This is a genomic window from Sphingobacterium sp. CZ-2 (assembly GCF_004526235.1).
Taxonomy (GTDB): Bacteria; Bacteroidota; Bacteroidia; order Sphingobacteriales; family Sphingobacteriaceae; genus Sphingobacterium; species Sphingobacterium tenebrionis.
The window spans coordinates 2860805-2881636 of sequence record NZ_CP038159.1; the positions used below are offsets into that span (position 1 = coordinate 2860805).

Here is a 20832-nt window from a genome sequence, read left to right on the forward strand (position 1 = left end):
GTCAATAATTTAAAAATACATCATCATGAAAAATACAGTTATTGTTGTGCTTGTTATCATAGGAGGGATTATTTTTCTGAATGCGCAAAATCGGTCTGAAAAAGAGACCTATGTTTCGAAACCTGTTCCAAAAGGGAAAAAGGAAATCTATTTTGCAGGCGGTTGTTTCTGGGGTACCGAACATTTTTTCAAACAGGTGCGCGGGGTTACAGCTACTGAGGTTGGCTATGCCAATGGAAAAACGGGGAAGCCGAGTTATCAGCAGGTAACCACCGGCAGAACGGGGTTTACCGAAACTGTGAAAGTGATCTATGATCCAGCCATCGTTAGTTTGGATTTACTTATAGACCTTTATTTCAAAACGGTTGACCCGACCAGTTTGAACAAACAAGGAAACGATATTGGAACACAGTACCGTACGGGGATATATTTCAGCAATCCCGCTGACGAAAAGATCATCCAACAAAAATTGAATACACTGGCAAAAAACTATACGGATAAGATTCAGATCGAATGTTCCAAACTGGAGAATTTTTACGATGCGGAGAATTATCACCAAGATTATCTGGATAAAAACCCAGGTGGATATTGCCATATTGATCCTTCCCTTTTTGAATATGCAAAGAAAATAAACGCCAAGAAATAAGGTTTTTTTTCTCCCGAATACGGGAAATAATGCTAAAATATGTTAAATGTGATGAATGGTTACGATGATTTCGTAAGATGTTCTATTTTTGATTAAAATCCACTGCTATTAATTTTTTGTGGGAATCAAAAACCTGTTATTTAATGTATTATGAGATATTTCCTCCTGTTTGTAGGATTTGCCCTAGCTAACCTTGTCCATGCCCAAAACAATGCAGAAATCAAAGGAAGAGTCTTTGATGGCAATAAAAAACCATTAGAAAAGGCGACCGTATCCATTGTTTCCGAAAAGGATTCCTTGGTATTAAGTTATTCCCTGACAGATGATAAAGGAAACTTTGATTTCGTCAGGATCCCATCTCAAAAACCGATTATTCTCTATGTTTCCTATGTCAATAACCCCACCTATCAAAAGCCGCTTCAATTAAAAGCTGGAGAAAAACTGCAGTTGGATAGTATTATCATGGGCGGGAATATGATCGATGAGATCCTGATCACGGCGGTTCCACCCATCCGGTTGAATGGGGATACATTAGAATATAAAGCCGATTATTTCAAAACCAGACCAAATGCCACCGTGGAAGAGCTTTTGCAGATATTACCAGGTATTCAAGTGAATGCAGACGGGAGCATATTTTACCAAGGCCGTGAAGTATCGGGAATTCGAGTGAACAATAAGGATTTCTTTGTACAGGATATGAAGATTGCCACCAAAAATTTGGATGCATCCCTGATTGATGTGGTCCAGGTTATTAAAGACAAGGGAGAATCTAAGCGAGAAATATTAGATGATACCAACCTTCCCATAGTCATCAACCTCAAGATGAAGAAAGAGTTCCTTAAAGCGGATTTCGGAAAGTTTTATGGAGGTGCTGCCACCAGAGAGCGCTATGAATCGGGCGCTTTGATCAATACTTTCCGCGATACCCTGCAGATCAGTTTCATTGGCTTTGCCAATAATATTGGTCGATCAGGCTTTGATTATTCAGAATTGAGCCAATACGGAGGCTTAGGTCGGGGGGAGAATTCGAATTTTATGATGTATGGATCTGCCGGTCTAATGAACCAGATTTCTTCGGGTATAAATGTGAATTATGATATTGCCAAAAAGTTAAAGACGAATTTATATTATAATTTCGCAAAAGATGACCACCTTTTTGAACAAACGGATTTGAACAACCGTTTTTATGATGAGATTACAGATCGTTCTAGAAGTTCAGGCAATTCAGAATCCCATCAGATCAGACATGAAATGCGGGCTTTCGCCAGGTACCATGTGGATACTACGGCCCAGGTTTCCTTAGATCTTCGACTGAATACAGGAAGTAATAATTTTACCGGAAAAAATGAATCGGTTACCTGGCGTAATGAGAATGATCCTGTAAGGGACGTAAATACCTACAATCTTTCCAATAATAAAAACATTAATTTTAACTATCGGGTAAATGCTGAAAAGCGGTTGCAAAATAAAATGCTTCTTTCTGTAGAGCATCAATATTCCAGAATTAATCAAGATATATTCCGAAATAATGATAACTGGAATAGGTACTATTTATTAGGCGATAGCATTGTGGATCAAACAGAGCGATCGAATGTCGTATCTTATACCCAAAACTTAAAGAATAGGATCAGCCTACAGGTTCCATTGAATAAAGACTTTAATTTTGATGTATTTGCGCAGTTTAATGTGGATGAAGAGGAACAGCTGGAGGAACTGTTGAATCGGTTGAATAATACGGAGTTTGTAAATAGGGACGATGTGGCCAATAATAAGAATATCCGGAATACGCGTATGATATTAGGAACCAGCTGGAATATTAAAGTGATAAAAGACTTTCCGATTTCCTTTGCATTGACCTATCAAAATTTAGCGAATAGATTTGAATATTTTGATAAATTACCAAGTAAAAATGAAGCAAAAGGCTATTTTTTACCTAATGTAAACCTGGCATATAAGGGGTTGTCAGCCAGTTATTCCCGATCTGTAAATCCGCCTTCTTTTAGTCAGATAATTGTGCTGAACAATGATATGGCCCCTACGGTAATGGTTTATGCCAGTCCTTACTTTGAAAATGTGATTAGGAATGATTTTTCATTAAGGTATTATAAGAGTTTCACAAAATCCAAAACGTATATCAATGCTAGTGTAAGCTATGGTGTATCAGACAATAGTATTATTTCAGACCAATATTACAATGTAGCTGACGGGACTTCCAGCCGCCAAAATATCCAGGCCAGTGATATTGGAAGTCTTTTTTGGAATGGTAGTCTATCCCAAACTTTTCTACAGAATAAAACTTGGAGATTGGCGGCATCGATAAATGGGTACTTTTCGATGAGCGATCGATATGCTCGGATCAATGGCGAAGAGAATATGGGAAAAAATAGTTTTGGAAATATTTCTGGAAATATCACTTTCAGCTATAAAGATAATTTGACCATAAGTCCAAATTATAATTATTCGAGAAATGGTGTAGAATATAAGGATGACTCTCCAAACTTCAGGTCGGTAAATAATATCACCCATAATTTTGGTTCTAGTATTTTAGTGAACAATATCAAGAAATTCAGGTTAGAGGGTTCCTATACCTTAAGTAACCTCGTGACTGGAATCGACAATAAAAGAGGAAATAGACACTTGGTAAATGCTTCTGTATATTATCCAGTTCTTGGAAAGGGGGAGTTGAAGTTTTCCGTATTTGATCTTTTGAATCAACGTGTTTACAATAATTATTATGCGAGTGGGAATTCGAATGGTTTTAGGACAAGTGTAAATCTTAGGCAATATTTTATGTTAGGAATGGTATATAAATTTTTGAATACAGGGGATAAGAAATAAGGTAGCTTCGGAGTGAAAGTAAGGTGAAAGTAACCTAAAAGTATGCTTTCAGTATGTTAAGCATGCTAAAACACGGTTTAAGGATGCTTTAACCGTGGTTTTAGGACGAATACATAGGAAAACATTAGGAAAAACGTGGATTATTAAATATGTATTATTAAAATCCTGTATTAGAAAGGGTGTATCAAATTAAAGATACACCCTTTTATTTAATAAAAAATTCGTTAATTACACCTATATTTTTATTGTATAAATAAATTATACATTTTTATCATATCTGATTTTAATTAATTAAAAAGAAAATAATTGTAATTATTTGCTGGTTACGTAATTTAAATAGTAAATTTCGCCTGTTTTCATGAAAAATTATAATACTTATTCTGAAAAAGAACTTCAAAATGCTATTGCTGAAGGCGATTTACAAGCTTTTAATGAATTCTATAATCGTTATGTTGATAATTTGATTCATTTTGTCCATGGTAAATTGGACGATTTAGAAGAAAGCAAAGATATTGTACAGGAAATTTTTGTAACAATATGGCGTGAAAAAGAAGCGATCACATTGATTAATTCCATATCCTCCTATTTATATAGAATAGCCATCAATAAAAGTTTGAATATTTTTAGAAGAGGTAAAATAGAAGCCAAATATATTGCCTCACTTGGCGATTATTTGGCTAACCAACAGGTTACTCTTGAAGAAATTAGCTTGGAGGAGGAACAAGAGAAAACCTTGCAAAACGCTTTAAAAGAACTACCTGAAAAAATGAGACTTATTTTTGAATTAAGATATTATAAAGGTAAGAGTAATCAAGAAATTGCTGATTTATTGAATATATCTATTCAAACGGTTTCCACACAAATGAAAAGAGCCTTGAAAACTATCCGTAAGCATACTCAGATATTGGTTTTTATGGCTATTCTTATTAATTTATAATTTTTTTTACATCTACTGTACCCTCTCTTTATAACATGTGTGTCCTAATGTAAAGAGACCTAAAAATCCTCTACCTATCATGGATGATAATTTTAATAAAGCTGAAGACCTATTAAGGAGGTTTCAGAATGGAACGTCCTCATTAGAGGAAGAAGAGTTAATTAAAAGCTGGTTTTCAGATTTCAAATTTGAAAACCAAGATCAATCAATAATCAACTATGATAAAGAGGTTCTTTTTCAACGGATTTTGATTCGCCTCGCTGAAACCGAAACACCGGTAAGGAAATATAAGCATATTTGGTGGTCAATAGCCGCCGCGGCAATTATGATTTTCGCATTTACCGTTTACCAATGGACTAATCATCAAAGAATGGGAGATCCTGTGGTGCAAACTCTAGAGAACGATGTATTACCAGGTAAAGATGAAGCAACTATGGTGCTGGCAGATGGAAGGGAAATTGAGTTGAATGCTAATGGTCTCAAGGAAGAATCAACGTATGGAGTAAAGGTGGATGAAAAATTAGGGATCATATCCTTTTTGAATCCGAAAAAGAAACTTACAACCAAATTAGAATACCACACCATTAAAACTGGATATGCTGGACAATATACGGTCATCCTGCCTGATGGTAGTAAAGTAAAATTAAACTCCAATTCCTCTATTCGTTTTCCTATTGAGTTTGGTCGAGAACGAAATGTCGAAATGGTGGGAGAGGCGTTTTTTGAAGTGGCTAAGGATGAGAATAAAAAATTTACTGTTGATGCAGGATATCAACAGATAGAAGTTTTAGGGACTCAATTTAATATTAAATCCTACCCAGAAGAATATGAAACAACTACAGCTTTAGTCTCGGGAAGTTTAAGGGTGAGATCAAGTAATAAGAATGATATTAATGAATTTATCCTAAAGCCTGGAGAACTGGTGAAAAATGGAAAAGGAAAACAATTGATAGTTGATAAAAGTGATTCGAACAAAGAAAAAGCTTGGGAACAGGGTGAATTTTTCTTTGACGGTGAAAACCTACAGGAGGTATTGAGCACGGTTGCTCGGTGGTATAATGTGAAAATAATTTATGAATATCAGCCTTCGCCAGATACAGAATATGGCGGTATCATATCCAGAAACAAAAGATTATCAACGGTATTAAAACTGTTGGAAGATAAGGAAAATGTAAATTTTGAAATCAAAGGAAAGGAGGTCATCGTTAAAAAAAGATTTAAATAAATTACTTAAAAAATATTAAACCTAAGCGTATTACTTAACTAACCTTATTAATTCATGGATTTGAAAACATTCCTACGATTAAAGAGGGGTAAACAGGACAATAACCTACCAAACCAATGGCGAAATATTCCTAAATATTGTGTCCTATTATCCTTATTAGCAACGGCAGAGCTAAGTTTTGCATCTGTACAACAGATTCGCATTAATAAAAAAAATGCCAAGATTGAAGAAGTTTTGATTGAATTGAGAAAGCAATCAAATATTGACTTTTTTTATAATAAGGGTGATTTATCTAAAGAAAATCCCCTAAACTTAAATTTGAACAATGTAAGTCTTGAAACAGCCTTAAGTAAACTTTTGGAAAACACAGGGTTAACGTATGCGATAAAAGATGGTATCGTTGTTCTCAGTCCCAAAGAATCTAAACAGCAGAATATAACCGGCCGAGTGGTCAACCAGCAGGGCGAAGGGATTGCAAATGTTTCTATCACAGCGATAAACCGAACTACGAAATCGACCTCTATTGGGGCGCAGACTAAAGCTGATGGATCCTTTTTAATTCCTGTTTCGAATCTTCAAGACACCTTGACTTTTTCAAGTGTGGGTTATGAATCTCGTACAATTGCGCTCAATGGGCGGAAGACGCTAGAAGTGGTGTTGAAACAAAAGGTTCAGGAACTGGAAGACGTAATTGTTACTGGTATATACGAACGTAAAGCCGAAAGCTTTACAGGATCTTCCATGACGATCAAAAAGGAGGATATTAAAAGGATGGGAAGTACAAACGTATTTCAATCTTTAAAAAATATATCGCCAAGTATGTTCTTGGATAATTTTGACATGGGGTCTAATCCTAATACATTACCCGATCTACAAATCCGTGGTAATGGAAGTCTGCCTATAACCGAAGATTTAACTTCAGGATTGAAAGGTAATTATTTGAAATCTCCATCGCAGCCTTTGTTTATTTTGGATGGTTTTGAAGCCTCAGTTGAACGAATTTTCGATTTGGATATCAATCGAATAGAAAGCGTAACGATTCTGAAGGATGCCGCTTCTAAGGCTATTTATGGGTCGAAAGCAGCCAATGGGGTCATCATTATTGAGACCACTAAAATGGTTGGTTCGAAACCTATTATCAATTATAACATGAGTGTGAATGTGGAACTTCCGGATTTGACCAGTTATAATTTGACTAATTCAAGGGAAAAGTTGCAGGCAGAGATTATTGATGGCATGTACAGTCCTAATTCTACTTATAATGAAGCCGATTATTATATTCAAATGCAAAAATTGTATAATACCCGTAAGAAATTAGTAGAGGAGGGATTAGATACTTATTGGTTGGCAAAACCATTGCAAAATGGTGTAGGAAATAGACATTCCTTAAGTGCCGAATTAGGATCAGAGGATCTTCGAGTATTAACTGATTTTACCTTCAATAATGTTTCAGGAGCCATGATTGGCTCTGGAAGAAAGAATATAGGTGGAAATATCTCTGCATCCTACCGATTGAATAAATTTCTATTTAGAAATGTAGCATCTTTTACATCTAATAAATCGAATGAATCTCCTTATGGTGATTTTTCAGAATATGTAAAAATGAATCCATATTGGCGTGCGGTAAATGAAGACGGAACTATTCCATTTTATGCAGAAGTATTCAATTCCTCGAACATTACGAATCCGCTGTACAATTCCCAATTGAACATTAAAAATACAGACAGCTATTTAAATTTTACGAACAATTTATACTTGGAATGGATGCCAATCGAGGGGTTAAGGTCGACCGCACGGATTGGGATTGATACAAAGACTTCGGATGCGGATGAATTCTATCCTGGAAAGCACACCAAATTTGCACTTTATACAGATGAAGTCACGATCAATAGGAAAGGTTCTTACCAAGTAAATAATGGTAAAAGCACCTATCTATCTGGAGATTTAAACATAAATTATAGTAAGCAGATTGAAAAGAATTATTTCTTTGGGAACTTAGGCTATAATGTAAGTGAAAAAAAATTTGCTGAGCGGGTATATTTTGCAGAAGGTTTTCCAAGTGACCGTTTGCAGGATATCATTTTTGCTAGAAACTATGCCATAGATACAAGACCTTCTGGCTTGGATGGAATTACTCGAGATATGGGTTTCTTGGCTGCTTTTTCTTATATGTGGGATAATAGATTCATATCTGATTTTACCTATAGGGCAAATGCCTCTTCTCAGTTTGGGGCAGATCGTCGATGGGCCTCTTTTTGGTCTGTGGGCTTAGGATGGAACTTACATAATGAGCAATGGTTAAAATCATTAGGCTATGTGGATTTATTCCGTATTCGCGGATCGGCTGGACAAACAGGAAATCAAAATTTTAATTCCAATGCTTCTATTGCGACTTATAAATATGCGTTGGAAGCCTATTACAATGGTTTTCCTGGATCAGAATTATTCAACATGGTCAATCCAGGTTTACAATGGGAATCATCAAAGGATTACAATGCTGGTCTGGATTTGAAGGTAGGACCTGTAGGTATTAGAGCCGATTATTATGTAAGGTATACCGAAAACCTGTTAGCAGATATTACACTTCCTAGTTCTACAGGTTTTGAATTGGTGAAGGATAATTTAGGAAAAATTAAAAATAATGGTCTCGAAATATATGCGAATTATACTGCTTGGCAAAGAGATAGAAATTTTCTCTCCTTACAATTTGGAATAGAAACCAATGAGAATAAAATTGTAGAATTATCCAATTCTATGAAAGCCTATAACGACCGTATGGATGCTTTGGCTGCAGATCGTGGAAATAATGTACCTATTAAGAAATATCAGGATGGTATGGCGATGGATGCGATTTGGGCAGTGCCTTCGTTAGGAATCGATCCAGCAACTGGTAATGAAATTTATATCAGAAAGGATGGAAATACCACGTACAGTTGGAATGCTTCTGATATGATTGTGGCAGGTATTGAACGTCCGAAATATCAAGGAACCTTTGGGATTCAAGGGGAGTTCAAAGGAGTTGGTCTTTCGGTTACAGCTCGCTATTTAGGTGGAGGACAATTATATAACCAAACCTTGGTTGATCGTGTAGAAAATGTAGATATGATGTATAATGTTGACCGCAGGGTGCTTACAGGTCGTTGGTTAGAGCCAGGTCAAAATGCATTATATAAGAGATTGGGAGAGTATAGTATCCCTTTGGAAAATGGATCTTTCACACCCGCACAAGAAATGACGAGGGCAACGACTCGTTTTGTTCAGGATCGTAAAGAGTTGGATATAGCATCCATTAACTTGTATTATGATTTTTACCAACATGCTTGGCTGAACAAACTAAAATTACAGCGTCTTAGAGCTTCATTCAATATGAATGATGTCGTTAAATTTTCGTCAATTGAGATCGAACGTGGTTTAACCTATCCATTTTCAAGAACAGTTTCTTTTTCACTAAATGCAACCTTTTAAGATCATGAAAAGAACATTAAAATTTTACGGTTTGAGTTTGGTCATTCTGCTTTCCTTACAATCTTGTGAGAAGTGGTTTGACGTTACAGCAAATAACCAGATAAAAGCGGAGGACCAATTCTCATCAGTGGATGGGTTTAAAGATGCTTTGATGGGCGTGTATTTGTCCATGGGAAATGGTGCAATTTATGGACTGAACACTTCCTATAATTTAGTAGATGTTTTGAGTCAGCAATATGCTGCATTTATTGCAGGAAATACGGAAGTTGGTGAAATACAGAAGTTTAATTATACCCATGTGTCTAGTGAAAGAAATATAAAAAACATGTGGGATAAGTATTACTTTTCCATAGCCAATATAAATAGCTTACTTGAACATATCGAGAAGAGTGAATTTGCTTGGTACCAAGGAGAGAAAGAGATCATCAAAGGAGAATTGTTAGGATTGCGTGCATTTCTTCATTTTGATTTATTACGCTTTTTTGGTCGATCAAATTATGCCAATAGACCAGATCTACAAGCTAGACTAACCATTCCTTATGCTTTAAAATATAGTAAGGATTATCCTGTCCAGTATTCCTATTCCGAAACATTTGAATTAATGGAAAAGGATATTGCAGAATCGTTGACCTTATTAAAATTTGATCCTATTTCGAAGGGAACTCTGATATCAAATGAAGCAATGTTGAATATTAACCGAGATGGATTTTATGATAAAAGGCAAAATAGGATGAATTATTATGCTGTCAAGGCATTGCAAGCACGAGTTTTCTCCTGGCAAGGAGGTGCAAAAATGAAGGATGCAGCTGAAGCAGCGGAAGAAGTGATCGCGGATTCTTACGCAAAATTATTAGGACAAAATGAATCTGTAAATCTAAACAAAACGATTGTACAAGAACAATTATTTGGTTTGAAGGTTAATAATTTACAAAACAGCCAATTTTATTTTGATGGCGATCTATTAACCAATCCTTTTGCATTAAGAATGCAGGGAGCGACAGTAGCTGAAGTTTACGAGACAGAAATTCCAGAAATTGGAGCGGCAGATATTCGTTTTAATACCTTGTTGATTAATGGAAATGCAGGATATGTGAGTTCTAAATTAGTTAATAGATCGATGAATGATTTGGATTTCAATGTGATTCCCTTAATCAAAATCCCTGAAATGTATTATATCGCATCGGAATACTATGCATCAAATAATCTTTCCAAAGCTATTCAATTATTAGAAAAGGTTAGAGAAAGTAGACGCATTGTGCAACCTTTGCCTGCTAATCTGAATTCGGAAACATTTTCCCAGGAATTGTTGAAGGAGTATCGTAAAGAGTATGTCGCCGAAGGACAGTTGTTTTTCTATTATAAGCGCTTGGGTTTACAACACATACCCAACTATTCGGCTTCTATTATTGCTGATGATAAAATATACATGTTGCCATTTCCACCTTCTGAAATTGAATTTGGAAACAGGGAACAATAATTCATCCTTTAAACAAGATAATTATGAAAGCTAAAATAATATCAATCTATAGTCTATTATTAGGTGGATTAATAGCGTTTTGGAGCTGTGAAAAATCAGAACCTACCGCATTTAATTCCAAAGCGGCCATCATATTTGATTATTCAAATTCCGTCGGGGCCAACAAGATAAATTTTTCCTTTCTGGGAAAGCCTGAGCAAATTGGAGAAATCCGAATTCCTGTCATTATTAATGGATTTCCGGAGGACAAGGATAGGGTTTTTGAAGTTAAAGTAATCACTGATACGATTACCAATGCGGAAAGTGCGGATTACCAGATTGAACAGGGAATAGTCCATGCTGGAAAAGTTAGGGACACATTGATTATAAAGGTTCCAAAAACTGAAAAGCTGGAAACAGAGGTTTTAAGATTGTTTCTTCAAGTAAAGGAATCGAACGATTTTGATGCAGGAATAATTGAACGTCAGTTTATCGAGGTTTCTTGGAGCAATCAAGCTATTATGCCTACATGGGGAGTGTATTTTAGAACATTTTTCTCTTCTGTAGGAAGTACTAAAGCCTATCGGATTTTTGTTGAAACCACAGGTTTGACCAATTTTGCGGCAGCAGATTTTAGGCCCTATGGTCAGGCTGGTGCAGAAGTGTTAGGTAAGAAATTCGGTGATTATATCAGGGCCTGGAATGCAGCAAATCCTAATGATATCCTAAAACACGATGATGGCACCCAAAAAGGAAATCCAATTGTCCCTAGGTATTAATTTCGAATTATTTACCAATAATTAAACGAAAATGAAAACTATAAAATATACATATAGCTTATTGATCAGCCTAGTTTTTTTGCTGTTTTTTGCTTCTTGCAAGGATGATCTAAGTAGCTTAGATACAAATAAATTGTCGGATATTAAGGTAGATACCGTAGGGCAAAGCACGCTATCCGTATTTCAATTTGATGAATTAGTTCTAGATCCAAAAATTTTAGGAATTGGTCCTAATGATCAGTTGACCTATGAATGGACGATAAATTTGGAGCCATGGTCTACAGAATATATTACCATAGGAACAGAGAAAAAACTGACTTATGAAGTAGGTTTTGTACCTACTAATCTTGACAGGTTGCATCAGATCGTTTTAAAGATTAAAGATGAAAAATCTGGGGTTACATATATTCAAGATTGGCCATTAATGATTCGGAATGGAATTGGTGAAGGATTGGTAATTGTGGAAACTTATGATAATCAAAATACCGATTTGAGCCATATTATGTCTCCTTTAGTGACACCTGATTTTAATCAGGAGAAAATACGGACTAAAATCTATTCAGCAGCTAACGGTACTACCATTCCTGGTTTAGTAAATTCTATGATTTATACAAAATTAGGATCCAATAATGTATTATTAGGGGGAACTTCTAACGCTATTTTTGCTATAAAAACATTGGATTATTCCTTGGGCGATCAAAATGAGAAATTATTTTATGCACCTCAAGATAGCTATGGGCCAGAAAAGCTAGTAAATTTCGTGCAGAACGAGATTATGATCCATAAGGGAAAATTATATGCGAATTGGTTGCAGATTTCAAAATTTGGGTTGCCTTTCCCAAATAATTACAATATCCCAACTATTTTAGGAATAAATAACCGCTATGATTATCCAAATATTTCCTTAAACTTTTATAGTGAGGAAAAGGGTCATTTTGCCTATCAATATTCCTTTGCTACCTATGGTGATCGTGGTATGCGACCAGTTCCAGCTGCTACTGTACCTTTTAATCCAAATGATCTTCCAAATAAACAGAATATTGCGGCAGGAATAAGTAACCAAGGTGAATTTATTCATATCCTTAAAGATAAATCTACACAGAAATATGGATTATATATATTAAGTGCAGGAGGATATGATAGTGAAAATTGGGTTCCAACTCCATCTGTTCCAAAGAAATTTATGGACCTGTCCAATGCGCCAGAAATAGACCAAGCCATAAAATTTTTGATATTAGATAATCAGCAAGTGATTTTATATGCTACTAAGACCAAAATTTATGCAATCATGTATTCTGCATTAAATCCTGCCTATGGCTTGCGATATACGGTATCATCCGGAGAAGAGATCACTGCTTTAAGTGTCTATTTACAAGCTGATTATCCAATGGTTAATCGGGAGAATTTCTCAAGAAATGGCAAGCAACTGATTTTAGGAACTTATAATGGTACCGAAGGTAAAGTACATGTTCTTCCACTGATTAATGAGGGAGTGGCAAATATCGATCAGGCGAACATTAAAACATATAATGGTTTCGGAAAAATATTATTTACCATAACACAACTTTAAACCAGATAGCCCCTTAGGCAAAAATCTTTGGGGCTTTCATTTTTGATATTATGAGGAAAATTTTAAAGATCGCACGATTAGAATTGAACATTCTGTTCTATTCGCCAGTGGCCTGGGTCGTCATGATCATTTTTTTGATCCAATGTGGAATATCCATTATGGATCTTATACAAGTGAAGGAAAGTGACCAACAATTAGATAAAGTAATACAGTCTGTTACGATTGATGTTTTCTCAGGTAATAAAGGGTTTTTTCATTCTGTTCTTAAATACACTTACCTATATATCCCTTTACTAACTATGGGTATAATAAGTAGAGAATTAAGTTCAGGTTCTATAAAATTACTACAATCATCACCTGTTACCAACTTTCAAATCGTGATTGGTAAATATTTGGCCTTACTTGGCTTCGGCTTGTTTTTCATCCTGGTTATTTTCGGAATTGGATTTACAGCCAGCCGTTTGATTGATAATTTTGATTGGGGTATCCTCTTGGCTGGTATGGTAGGAGTCTATTTGTTAATTGCTGCATATGCTGCGATTGGTTTATTCATGTCCAGTTTAACATCCTATCAGGTCGTTGCGGCGATCAGTACGTTAGCTATTTTCGCTGGATTGAATTTTATTGGTGAAATAGGGAAAGGAAATGAATTTGTTAGAGAAATCACTTATTGGTTATCCTTGCAAGGACGGACTGACCATTTTATAAATGGGATGCTTTCCAGCCAAAATATAAGTTATTTTGTTTTGGTAATTACTCTCTTTTTAGGTGTTACAATCATGCGATTGAATGATGGTCGTGTGATCCGTTCTGAATTGCAAAAAGCGGTGCGTTATATCTTATTAATAGCGTTGATATTATCTGTAGGATATTTTACTTCTAGGCCTACAAATTGGCATTTTTGGGATTTGAGTAGATTTGAAGCGAATACATTAACCCCAAATAGTAAAGAGGTCATCTCCCATTTGAATCAAAAGTTAAAAATGAAGAATTATGCAAATATTCTTCATCCACATGGAAGATTGGGGACACCGAAATGGCGGAAATTTGATTTGAAGCAATTTGATATGTATACCCGGTATATTCCAGAAATGGAAATGGAATACATTTATTACTATGATTATGTGCCTTTATATGCGGATAGTTCTATCAATTTATTGGAAAAGGCTCAAAAAGCAGCACTTGCCCATGAAATCGATTTTGACCAATTATTATCGCCTGAGGAAATCAAAAAACAGATCGATTTATCTCCCGAAAGAAATGCTTACGTTAGATTCATCCATCATGGTAAGGATAGTGTTGCTTTAAGAATGTTCATGGATGCTACTGGTTATCCAAACGAATCTGAAATCACCTCTGCCTTAAAACGGTTATATACTAAAGTTCCGATTGTTGGTATACTTAAGGGGCATGATGAACGAAGTGTAACCAAGATAGGTGATAAGGCATACAATACCATTACCACTGAAATTGGCCAAAGAGCTGCCTTGGTGAATAATGGATTTGATGTTAAAGAATTAGTAGCTAATCAAATCGATAGTTTGGGTGGAAAGTTGGCGGTGTTAGTTATTGCCGACCCATTTACTTCTTATTCTGATGTCGAACTCGCAGCTATCCATCGATATATTGACCAAGGAGGTAATCTGTTACTATCCATTGAGCCTGGCAAGGAAGCTTTAGTTAATCCAATACTAAAGAACATTCCGGCAAAATTTGAATCTTTCCAATTATATCAAAAAACAAAGGATTTGGAAGCAAATGTTCTCGTCGGGCGGGCAGCTAATAATGAGTTAAGTAAAAGTTTTTATGATAATCCCAACGCCGTATTGTCATTCGCAGGAAGCACTGCTGTCCGCATGGATAGTAACTTGAATGGTTATAAAAATGAAGAATTGGTTATGAGTGGAAAAAGTCAGGTATGGAAAGGTAGATTAGCGATTGATACCGTTTTCCAGAAATCTGATTCTATACCTTATATCCTAGCTACTGCTTTATCTAAAAAAGTGAATGATAAGGTACAAAAGATTGCTTTGTTTGCAGATGCTGACTTCATGAGCAATGCAGAATTAGGCCGCTTCAATCTAAGAAATGACAATGGTGGTTTTACCATTAAATTATTTAAATGGTTCTCTGATGGAGAGTTTCCAGTAAATACCAAAAGACCTGAATCGATCGATAATAAAATTTTAGTGGAAGCTGGAACATTAAACAGCATAAAATATATCTGGGTATTCATTCTCCCAATCGTTATCGCTTTGGTAGGAGGTTATTTATTATTTAGCAGAAAAAGAAAGTAAAAAATGAGTACGAGTATAGCAACAATAAAATCATTGTCCCATAGATATTCAAGAGATTGGGCAATTCGTAATATTAACTTTGAGGTTACTGAGAAAGGGATTCTTGGACTATTGGGTTCAAATGGTGCAGGTAAATCAACCACGATGAATATTCTTTGTGGGGTAATCAACCAAACGGAAGGAGAGGCCTTAATTGATGGAATAAATATTAGACAGCACCCGGTGGCGGCGAAACGTTTAATCGGTTTTTTACCTCAAAAGGCACCTCTCCATTTTGAATTGACCGTGGATGAATATTTAACCTATTGTGCCAACCTGAGGGATATTCCTTCACAAGATATCCCAGAAGCTGTGGAAGTAGCCAAAAAGAAATGTGGTATTAGCCACTTTAGTAATAGATTGATCAGTAATCTTTCTGGAGGTTATCAACAACGTGTGGGGATTGCCCAAGCAATCATTCATAATCCAAAATTGGTGGTGTTGGACGAGCCTACTAATGGTTTGGATCCAAATCAAATATTGGAGGTAAGAAAGTTGATAAAAGAAATAGGTGAAGAACGTTCGGTCATTCTTTCTACACATATTCTTAGTGAAGTTCAAGCCACCTGCGATAGGATCATCATGATTGAACATGGAGAAGTGGTATTTGCGGATACGATGAATGCGTTTAACAATTATATTGAGCCCAATTCATTAATGCTCCATTTAAGCCATGCTCCAGATAAAAAGGAATTGGAGGATTTGGCATTCATAGATCGCATTGAGGAAGTAGAAATAGGACAGTATCGTGTGTTTTTCAACGATCCAAACCAGGTAACTCAAAAATTAATTCAACTAAGTGCCGACAAGGGCTGGGGGTTAGCGGAGATCTATTTAGAAAAAAGTTCGTTGGATGGGGTTTTTGCACAATTGTCGGCAAATACTAAAGGAAGGGAATAGCATGCGAAAAATCATAAAAATTGCACGCTTAGAATTAAGCATTCTATTTTATTCGCCAATAGCATGGATTATTCTGGTCATCCTTTTTTTGCAAGGAGGATTAGCCTATTTTGATATGCTTTATAGTCAGGAAACTCAGCAACAACTAGATAGGGATTTAAGTGTCTTGACTCGCGTCATGTTTGCTGGAGAAAAGGGGATGTTCTCCACGCTTATAGAATACCTTTATTTATATATTCCATTATTGACCATGGGTATCTTCAGTAGGGAGTATGTTAGTGGTTCAATTAAATTGTTGCAGTCCTCGCCTGTTACAGCTACACAAATTGTTTTAGGTAAATATCTTTCCATTGTTATCTATGCCTTTATTGCAGTAGGTGTGCTGGGTCTATATGCGGTTTCAGCCTATTTTTCTATTGAGCATATGGATGTTAAATTTGTGCTATTTGGACTATTGGCTCTTTTTCTTTTAATATGTACATATTCTGCTATTGGTCTGTTTATGTCCAGTTTAACTTCCTATCAGATTGTAGCAGCCATTAGTACTTTAGCTTTACTTGCGTTTTTAAATTATGCTCAAATCCTTGGAGCGAAATACGATGGCTTTCGTGAGATTACGCATTGGTTATCCGTAGGAGGTAGGGCAGAGGAAATAGTGAATGGATTGTTAACAACTAGGGAGATTGCTTATTTCTTGCTGATCATTTCATTCTTTCTCATGGTCACAATTCTCCGAATTGTTCAGGAAAGATCAGGTACGAAACCTATAATTAAGGCATTACAATACTTGGCTTTAGCAGTTGTACTTTTAGGAATTGGATATATAACCTCTCTTATTCGTTTTACGGGTTATTATGATACTACTCAAATTAAGGATAGAACCATATCAGCATATGGACAATCAATAGCCTCAAGAATAGATGGGCCTATAAAGTTGGTTACTTATATCAATGTCTTAGATCGAAGAGCAGAATATGCTTCACCAAAAAATCGTATAAATGATTTAGCAAATTTTGAATCTATTAATAGGTTTATTCCTCAGCTGGAGATGGATTATGTCTCTTACTATGATAGTATACCATATTTAAAATTGGATTCAAATGAAACTTTTTTGAGCAAATCTGAAAAGGCTGCGGATGCCCTAGGGATAAATTTCAAGAAATTATTGACCCCGGAGGATATGAAAAAATTCCCCGAAGTTGCTCTTGAAAATAATACGTTGGTTAGATTTTTTGAATATAAAGGCAAGCGGGTTCCCTTACGCATGTTTGATGATATGTTTGTGTATCCAAAAGAAGGGGAAATCAATGCTTCCTTAGTAAGATTATTGGATGGGCCTGCAGTTCTTGGACTTTTATCTGGGAAAGGCGAGCGTGGAATTGATAATTATGGCAATGGGGAATACAGTATTCTTTTAAATGGTCAGACTGTTAGAGGCTCATTGATCAATAGAGGATATGAAATCCAGAAGTTGAATGCATCTTCCTTAGATGATTTTAAAGGTGTGGGCATTGTTATAGCCGACCCTAGAGAACCCTATACTACCGAAGAATTAAATTCGATTTTTCGTTATATAGAACGAGGAGGCAATATTTATTTATTAGCTGATCCACAGGGAAGTAAGGAATATCTGCAACCGATAGCAGAAAAATTGGGGCTGAAATTTATGGATGGCACTTTAATGCAGGATAGTGAAGATTATGATGTGGATCTTCTGCGTTTGTATCTCACGCCGGAAGCTGAGGAAAATGGATTTTTGTATTATGAAGGCGCAAAGTTGGTGATGAACAAAGCTATGGGAATTGAACCATTAACCGACAACAAGGGCTTTTCAAGGGTAGTATTGATGCGATCAGACGATAAAGATACTTGGAATAAATTGGGAACCTATGATCTGAATTTAAAGAAAGAGGTTTTTATGGAAGGGAAAGATGTTCGGGTTTCTGTTCCTACTGCGATGAAACTTTTGCGAAAGGTGAATGGAAAAGATCAACATGTTTTTGTATTCGGAGATGCTGATTTCATAAGTAACGCGGAACTTAACCGATTTAATATTAATTCTATTAATTCCCTAGTTGCGGGAAGAATCTTCAATACTATTAGAGATAGAAAAGCACAAGTTGGTGCGGAGAAAGATAAAGCGCCGGATGTGATCATTAAGTCAAGCCGGAAATCTATCAATACTCAAAAGTTAATTTATCTTTTGATAATACCAGTGCTAATTGCAGTGACAGCAGTTGTCGTGCTTAAACGCAGAAAAAGAAAATAATACTAACGTTTGTTGTTTGAGTTTAGTATGGAAAGGTCCTTCTTTATGTTGGGCCTTTCTTTGTTCTTATGGAGCTTTTTAGAAAGTGTTTCAGCTTCTGCTATCAATGTATCGATATATGCTGTCCGCTCATTCATCAGCTCCGGATGAAGCACAAAACCCAATTTGGTCCTATTGATGGACAAGCCAACTAGTAAGGCATTGATTCTATAAGCCAGGGTCTGGAAATGCTCAATCTCCTTTTTATGGAGTCTTCCTTGGATTGGATCTTTGGCAAACTGTTCCAAGGAATCATAACTTAGGGCCAATGCAGATTGGGTGAACTTTCTCACCAATCTCAAATCATAGTAACTCAGTTCCTGCACCTCATAACTCTCTTTGATCTTTTGGAAGAAATTCCGGAAGTGATCCAATAATCGGTTGGTCTGTTGCTCAATTGATCGATAATGATTGATCGGAATGGCCAGACATCCCAGTACAGCAAATATGGACCCCATTAAGGTAAAGGCAAATCTACTTCCCAGAATATCCTGAATAGTTCCTTCAAATGTATGTTGGCCGATCAGAATGGTAATCGTGATGAAAATAACACAGACCAAATAATTTGGTTTGTTGAACAATAAGAACAGGTAAAGGCAAAAGATCGCTATCCCCATTAGGATAGTGAAATCATTGATGATCAACAAAATCAAAAGGCTGATGGCTATTCCGATCAAAGAACCCACTATCCGTTGGTAATTTCTTTTTTGGGTAGTGGTAAAACTAGGTCTGGCCACCAAAATAATGGTCAGCAAGATCCAGGAAGCATACCTGTATTCTGGAAGCGCATAACCGATAACACCACCCAACATCAATAAAATTGACATCCGGACTGCATAAGAAAAAATCGGCGACTTGAAGTTGAAATTGTTAACAAGCGTTTTGAAATCACTATCTGGTGCCACAAAATCCTTAAAATTCTTACTTTCTACCCAGCTATGATCCGCATCCAAAACCTCCTCCTTGATGTCATGTAGGATATTTGCGATCTGTCCTAATTGCTTGGCAATGGAAATGATCAATTCTTTTCGGTGAAAATCAGCAATGAATTGGTCAACTTCTAGTTGTACCATGATTTTCTCAAACTCTTTCTTCCTTTTCAGATTGGAAGACTTTGATTTTTTTAAATAATTCAATTCTGCAGTTTCCTTGGATAGGATGGCCAAGGCACGACGGATAAGGGATAAGGTATTGCCTGATTTCAGAAGCTCCCGGATCCTTTCATAATCCTGATCTACCGCCATTAACAATTCGTAGAGATCAATGAGTTTATAGAGCTTGGCAAGCCATATTTTGGTCCGAAGATCTTTTTCAGAATGGAGGTTCTTGTTCCTCAGCAATAAGGACCGTACAGCTTCCAGTTGATCAGAAACTTTGATCTGTAAAGCACTGAGTTGTTTATAGGTTTTGGGAAGTGGAATTTCTTCGTTGTAACAGTCGATCTTTAACCGGATGAGTTGGGATAAACTCGTGATACCCGATTGCACCGCAAATCTGAGGGAACGATAAGGAAATAGATAGACCTGCAGTAAACTCAGGATATAAAAACAGATGGCTCCTGCAGTAACTGAAAGACTGAATATTAGAGGATCTTCAGGCCGTAAGCCAATGGTAAAGCTGGCTACGATCAATCCGAGATTCCCAATGAAATTGATCCGGAACCCTAATAAAGCTATAAAAGTGTAAACAAAACCAAAAATTCCTAACAAGAGAACAATGATAGGAGAATGGTTTGCCAATGCCAGGGAGATACTGATCGAGGTAATGGCAAAAACCGGGATACAGTAAGCAAATGATGTCCACTTATCTTTTTTTGTTCCTGGCAGATCGGTTAAACAGGCGAGTAGAACCCCAACAGCAAAAGCAATGGCGACATGCCCATCAAATAGGTAAAAAACAAATAAAGAAGGGATAAGGATAATCAAGATATTGCGTAATGCATCAAAGCTCGATTCGGTTTTTAAGAAAGAAGATATTTTAGAAAATACGCTCGTTGCCAAATTATATAAGGATATCTATTGTTTTGTGGCTGCAAAAATACGAAAAAATAAAATAGCAGGAATTATATGCGGTGTAATATATTTATCATAAAATATTATTTTGATGGAGAGGGGTATTGGTGCCCTCTATGTCATGAGGCTAAGGCTTTTCCCTTCGTTTAGAGAATTTTGTTCGGAGTGAGATAGACTATTTTTAGAATGAGTACAGTAAAATTGTTTTAGAATAAATACTCTTCTTCTATGAAAATAAATTAACATTTTTTTAAGATAATTTAGAGTTCAAAATTGTAATTTTATACTGAATCATTAACCATTCAATATATTAGCTGTTTTCAACGAAAAGGAAGGATCGAAAAATTTTACGGATAGGAG

The 20832-nt window shown here is 36.0% G+C and carries 12 protein-coding genes; 11 read left to right on the forward strand and 1 reads right to left on the reverse strand.

All coding sequences use genetic code 11. The annotated features are described in order from the left end of the window. The first annotated feature begins 25 nt into the window (after positions 1–25). The 11 genes from msrA to E3D81_RS12650 all read left to right on the forward strand — a co-directional run bounded on the left by msrA (position 26) and on the right by E3D81_RS12650 (position 18421). The gene (gene msrA, locus E3D81_RS12600) at positions 26–646 is read left to right on the forward strand and encodes a peptide-methionine (S)-S-oxide reductase MsrA (protein ID WP_099367915.1); all 621 of its coding nucleotides are present in this window, start codon (positions 26–28) and stop codon (positions 644–646) included. A 150-nt stretch (positions 647–796) separates the two neighbouring features. Further along, positions 797–3484, forward strand: coding sequence for a TonB-dependent receptor (locus E3D81_RS12605; protein ID WP_134777632.1), 2688 nt, complete (start codon positions 797–799; stop codon positions 3482–3484). A 358-nt stretch (positions 3485–3842) separates the two neighbouring features. Beyond that, positions 3843–4421 carry an RNA polymerase sigma factor gene (locus E3D81_RS12610; RefSeq protein ID WP_134777633.1) on the forward strand — a complete coding sequence of 193 codons (579 nt, stop codon included), beginning with the start codon at positions 3843–3845 and terminating at the stop codon, positions 4419–4421. Between the two features lie 79 nt (positions 4422–4500). Beyond that, entirely contained in the window at positions 4501–5646 is a 1146-nt protein-coding gene (locus tag E3D81_RS12615; protein ID WP_134777634.1) for a FecR family protein, read from the forward strand. Positions 5647–5700: 54 nt separating this feature from the next. Next, positions 5701–9111 (forward strand): SusC/RagA family TonB-linked outer membrane protein, encoded by a 3411-nt coding sequence (locus tag E3D81_RS12620; RefSeq protein WP_134777635.1) that lies wholly within the window; start codon positions 5701–5703, stop codon positions 9109–9111. Between the two features lie 4 nt (positions 9112–9115). Beyond that, a complete protein-coding gene (locus E3D81_RS12625; protein ID WP_099367964.1) occupies positions 9116–10588 on the forward strand; it encodes a RagB/SusD family nutrient uptake outer membrane protein in 1473 nt (490 codons plus the stop codon). A 23-nt stretch (positions 10589–10611) separates the two neighbouring features. Beyond that, on the forward strand, positions 10612–11346 hold the full coding sequence (locus E3D81_RS12630; protein ID WP_134777636.1) for a DUF4843 domain-containing protein: 735 nt from the start codon (positions 10612–10614) through the stop codon (positions 11344–11346). A gap of 31 nt (positions 11347–11377) precedes the next feature. Further along, entirely contained in the window at positions 11378–12916 is a 1539-nt protein-coding gene (locus tag E3D81_RS12635; protein WP_134777637.1) for a PKD-like family lipoprotein, read from the forward strand. 50 nt (positions 12917–12966) lie between these two features. Next, positions 12967–15213: a Gldg family protein gene (locus E3D81_RS12640; RefSeq protein ID WP_134777638.1), complete on the forward strand. Its 2247-nt coding sequence runs from the start codon at positions 12967–12969 to the stop codon at positions 15211–15213. A gap of 3 nt (positions 15214–15216) precedes the next feature. Continuing rightward, positions 15217–16152 carry an ABC transporter ATP-binding protein gene (locus E3D81_RS12645; protein WP_134777639.1) on the forward strand — a complete coding sequence of 312 codons (936 nt, stop codon included), beginning with the start codon at positions 15217–15219 and terminating at the stop codon, positions 16150–16152. A gap of 1 nt (position 16153) precedes the next feature. After that, positions 16154–18421: a Gldg family protein gene (locus tag E3D81_RS12650; protein WP_167554291.1), complete on the forward strand. Its 2268-nt coding sequence runs from the start codon at positions 16154–16156 to the stop codon at positions 18419–18421. Between the two features lie 2 nt (positions 18422–18423). Here the strand turns inward: E3D81_RS12650 and E3D81_RS12655 are convergent, their stop codons facing one another. Continuing rightward, positions 18424–20460, reverse strand: coding sequence for an FUSC family protein (locus E3D81_RS12655; RefSeq protein ID WP_134777641.1), 2037 nt, complete (start codon positions 20458–20460; stop codon positions 18424–18426). Positions 20461–20832 lie beyond the last annotated feature (372 nt).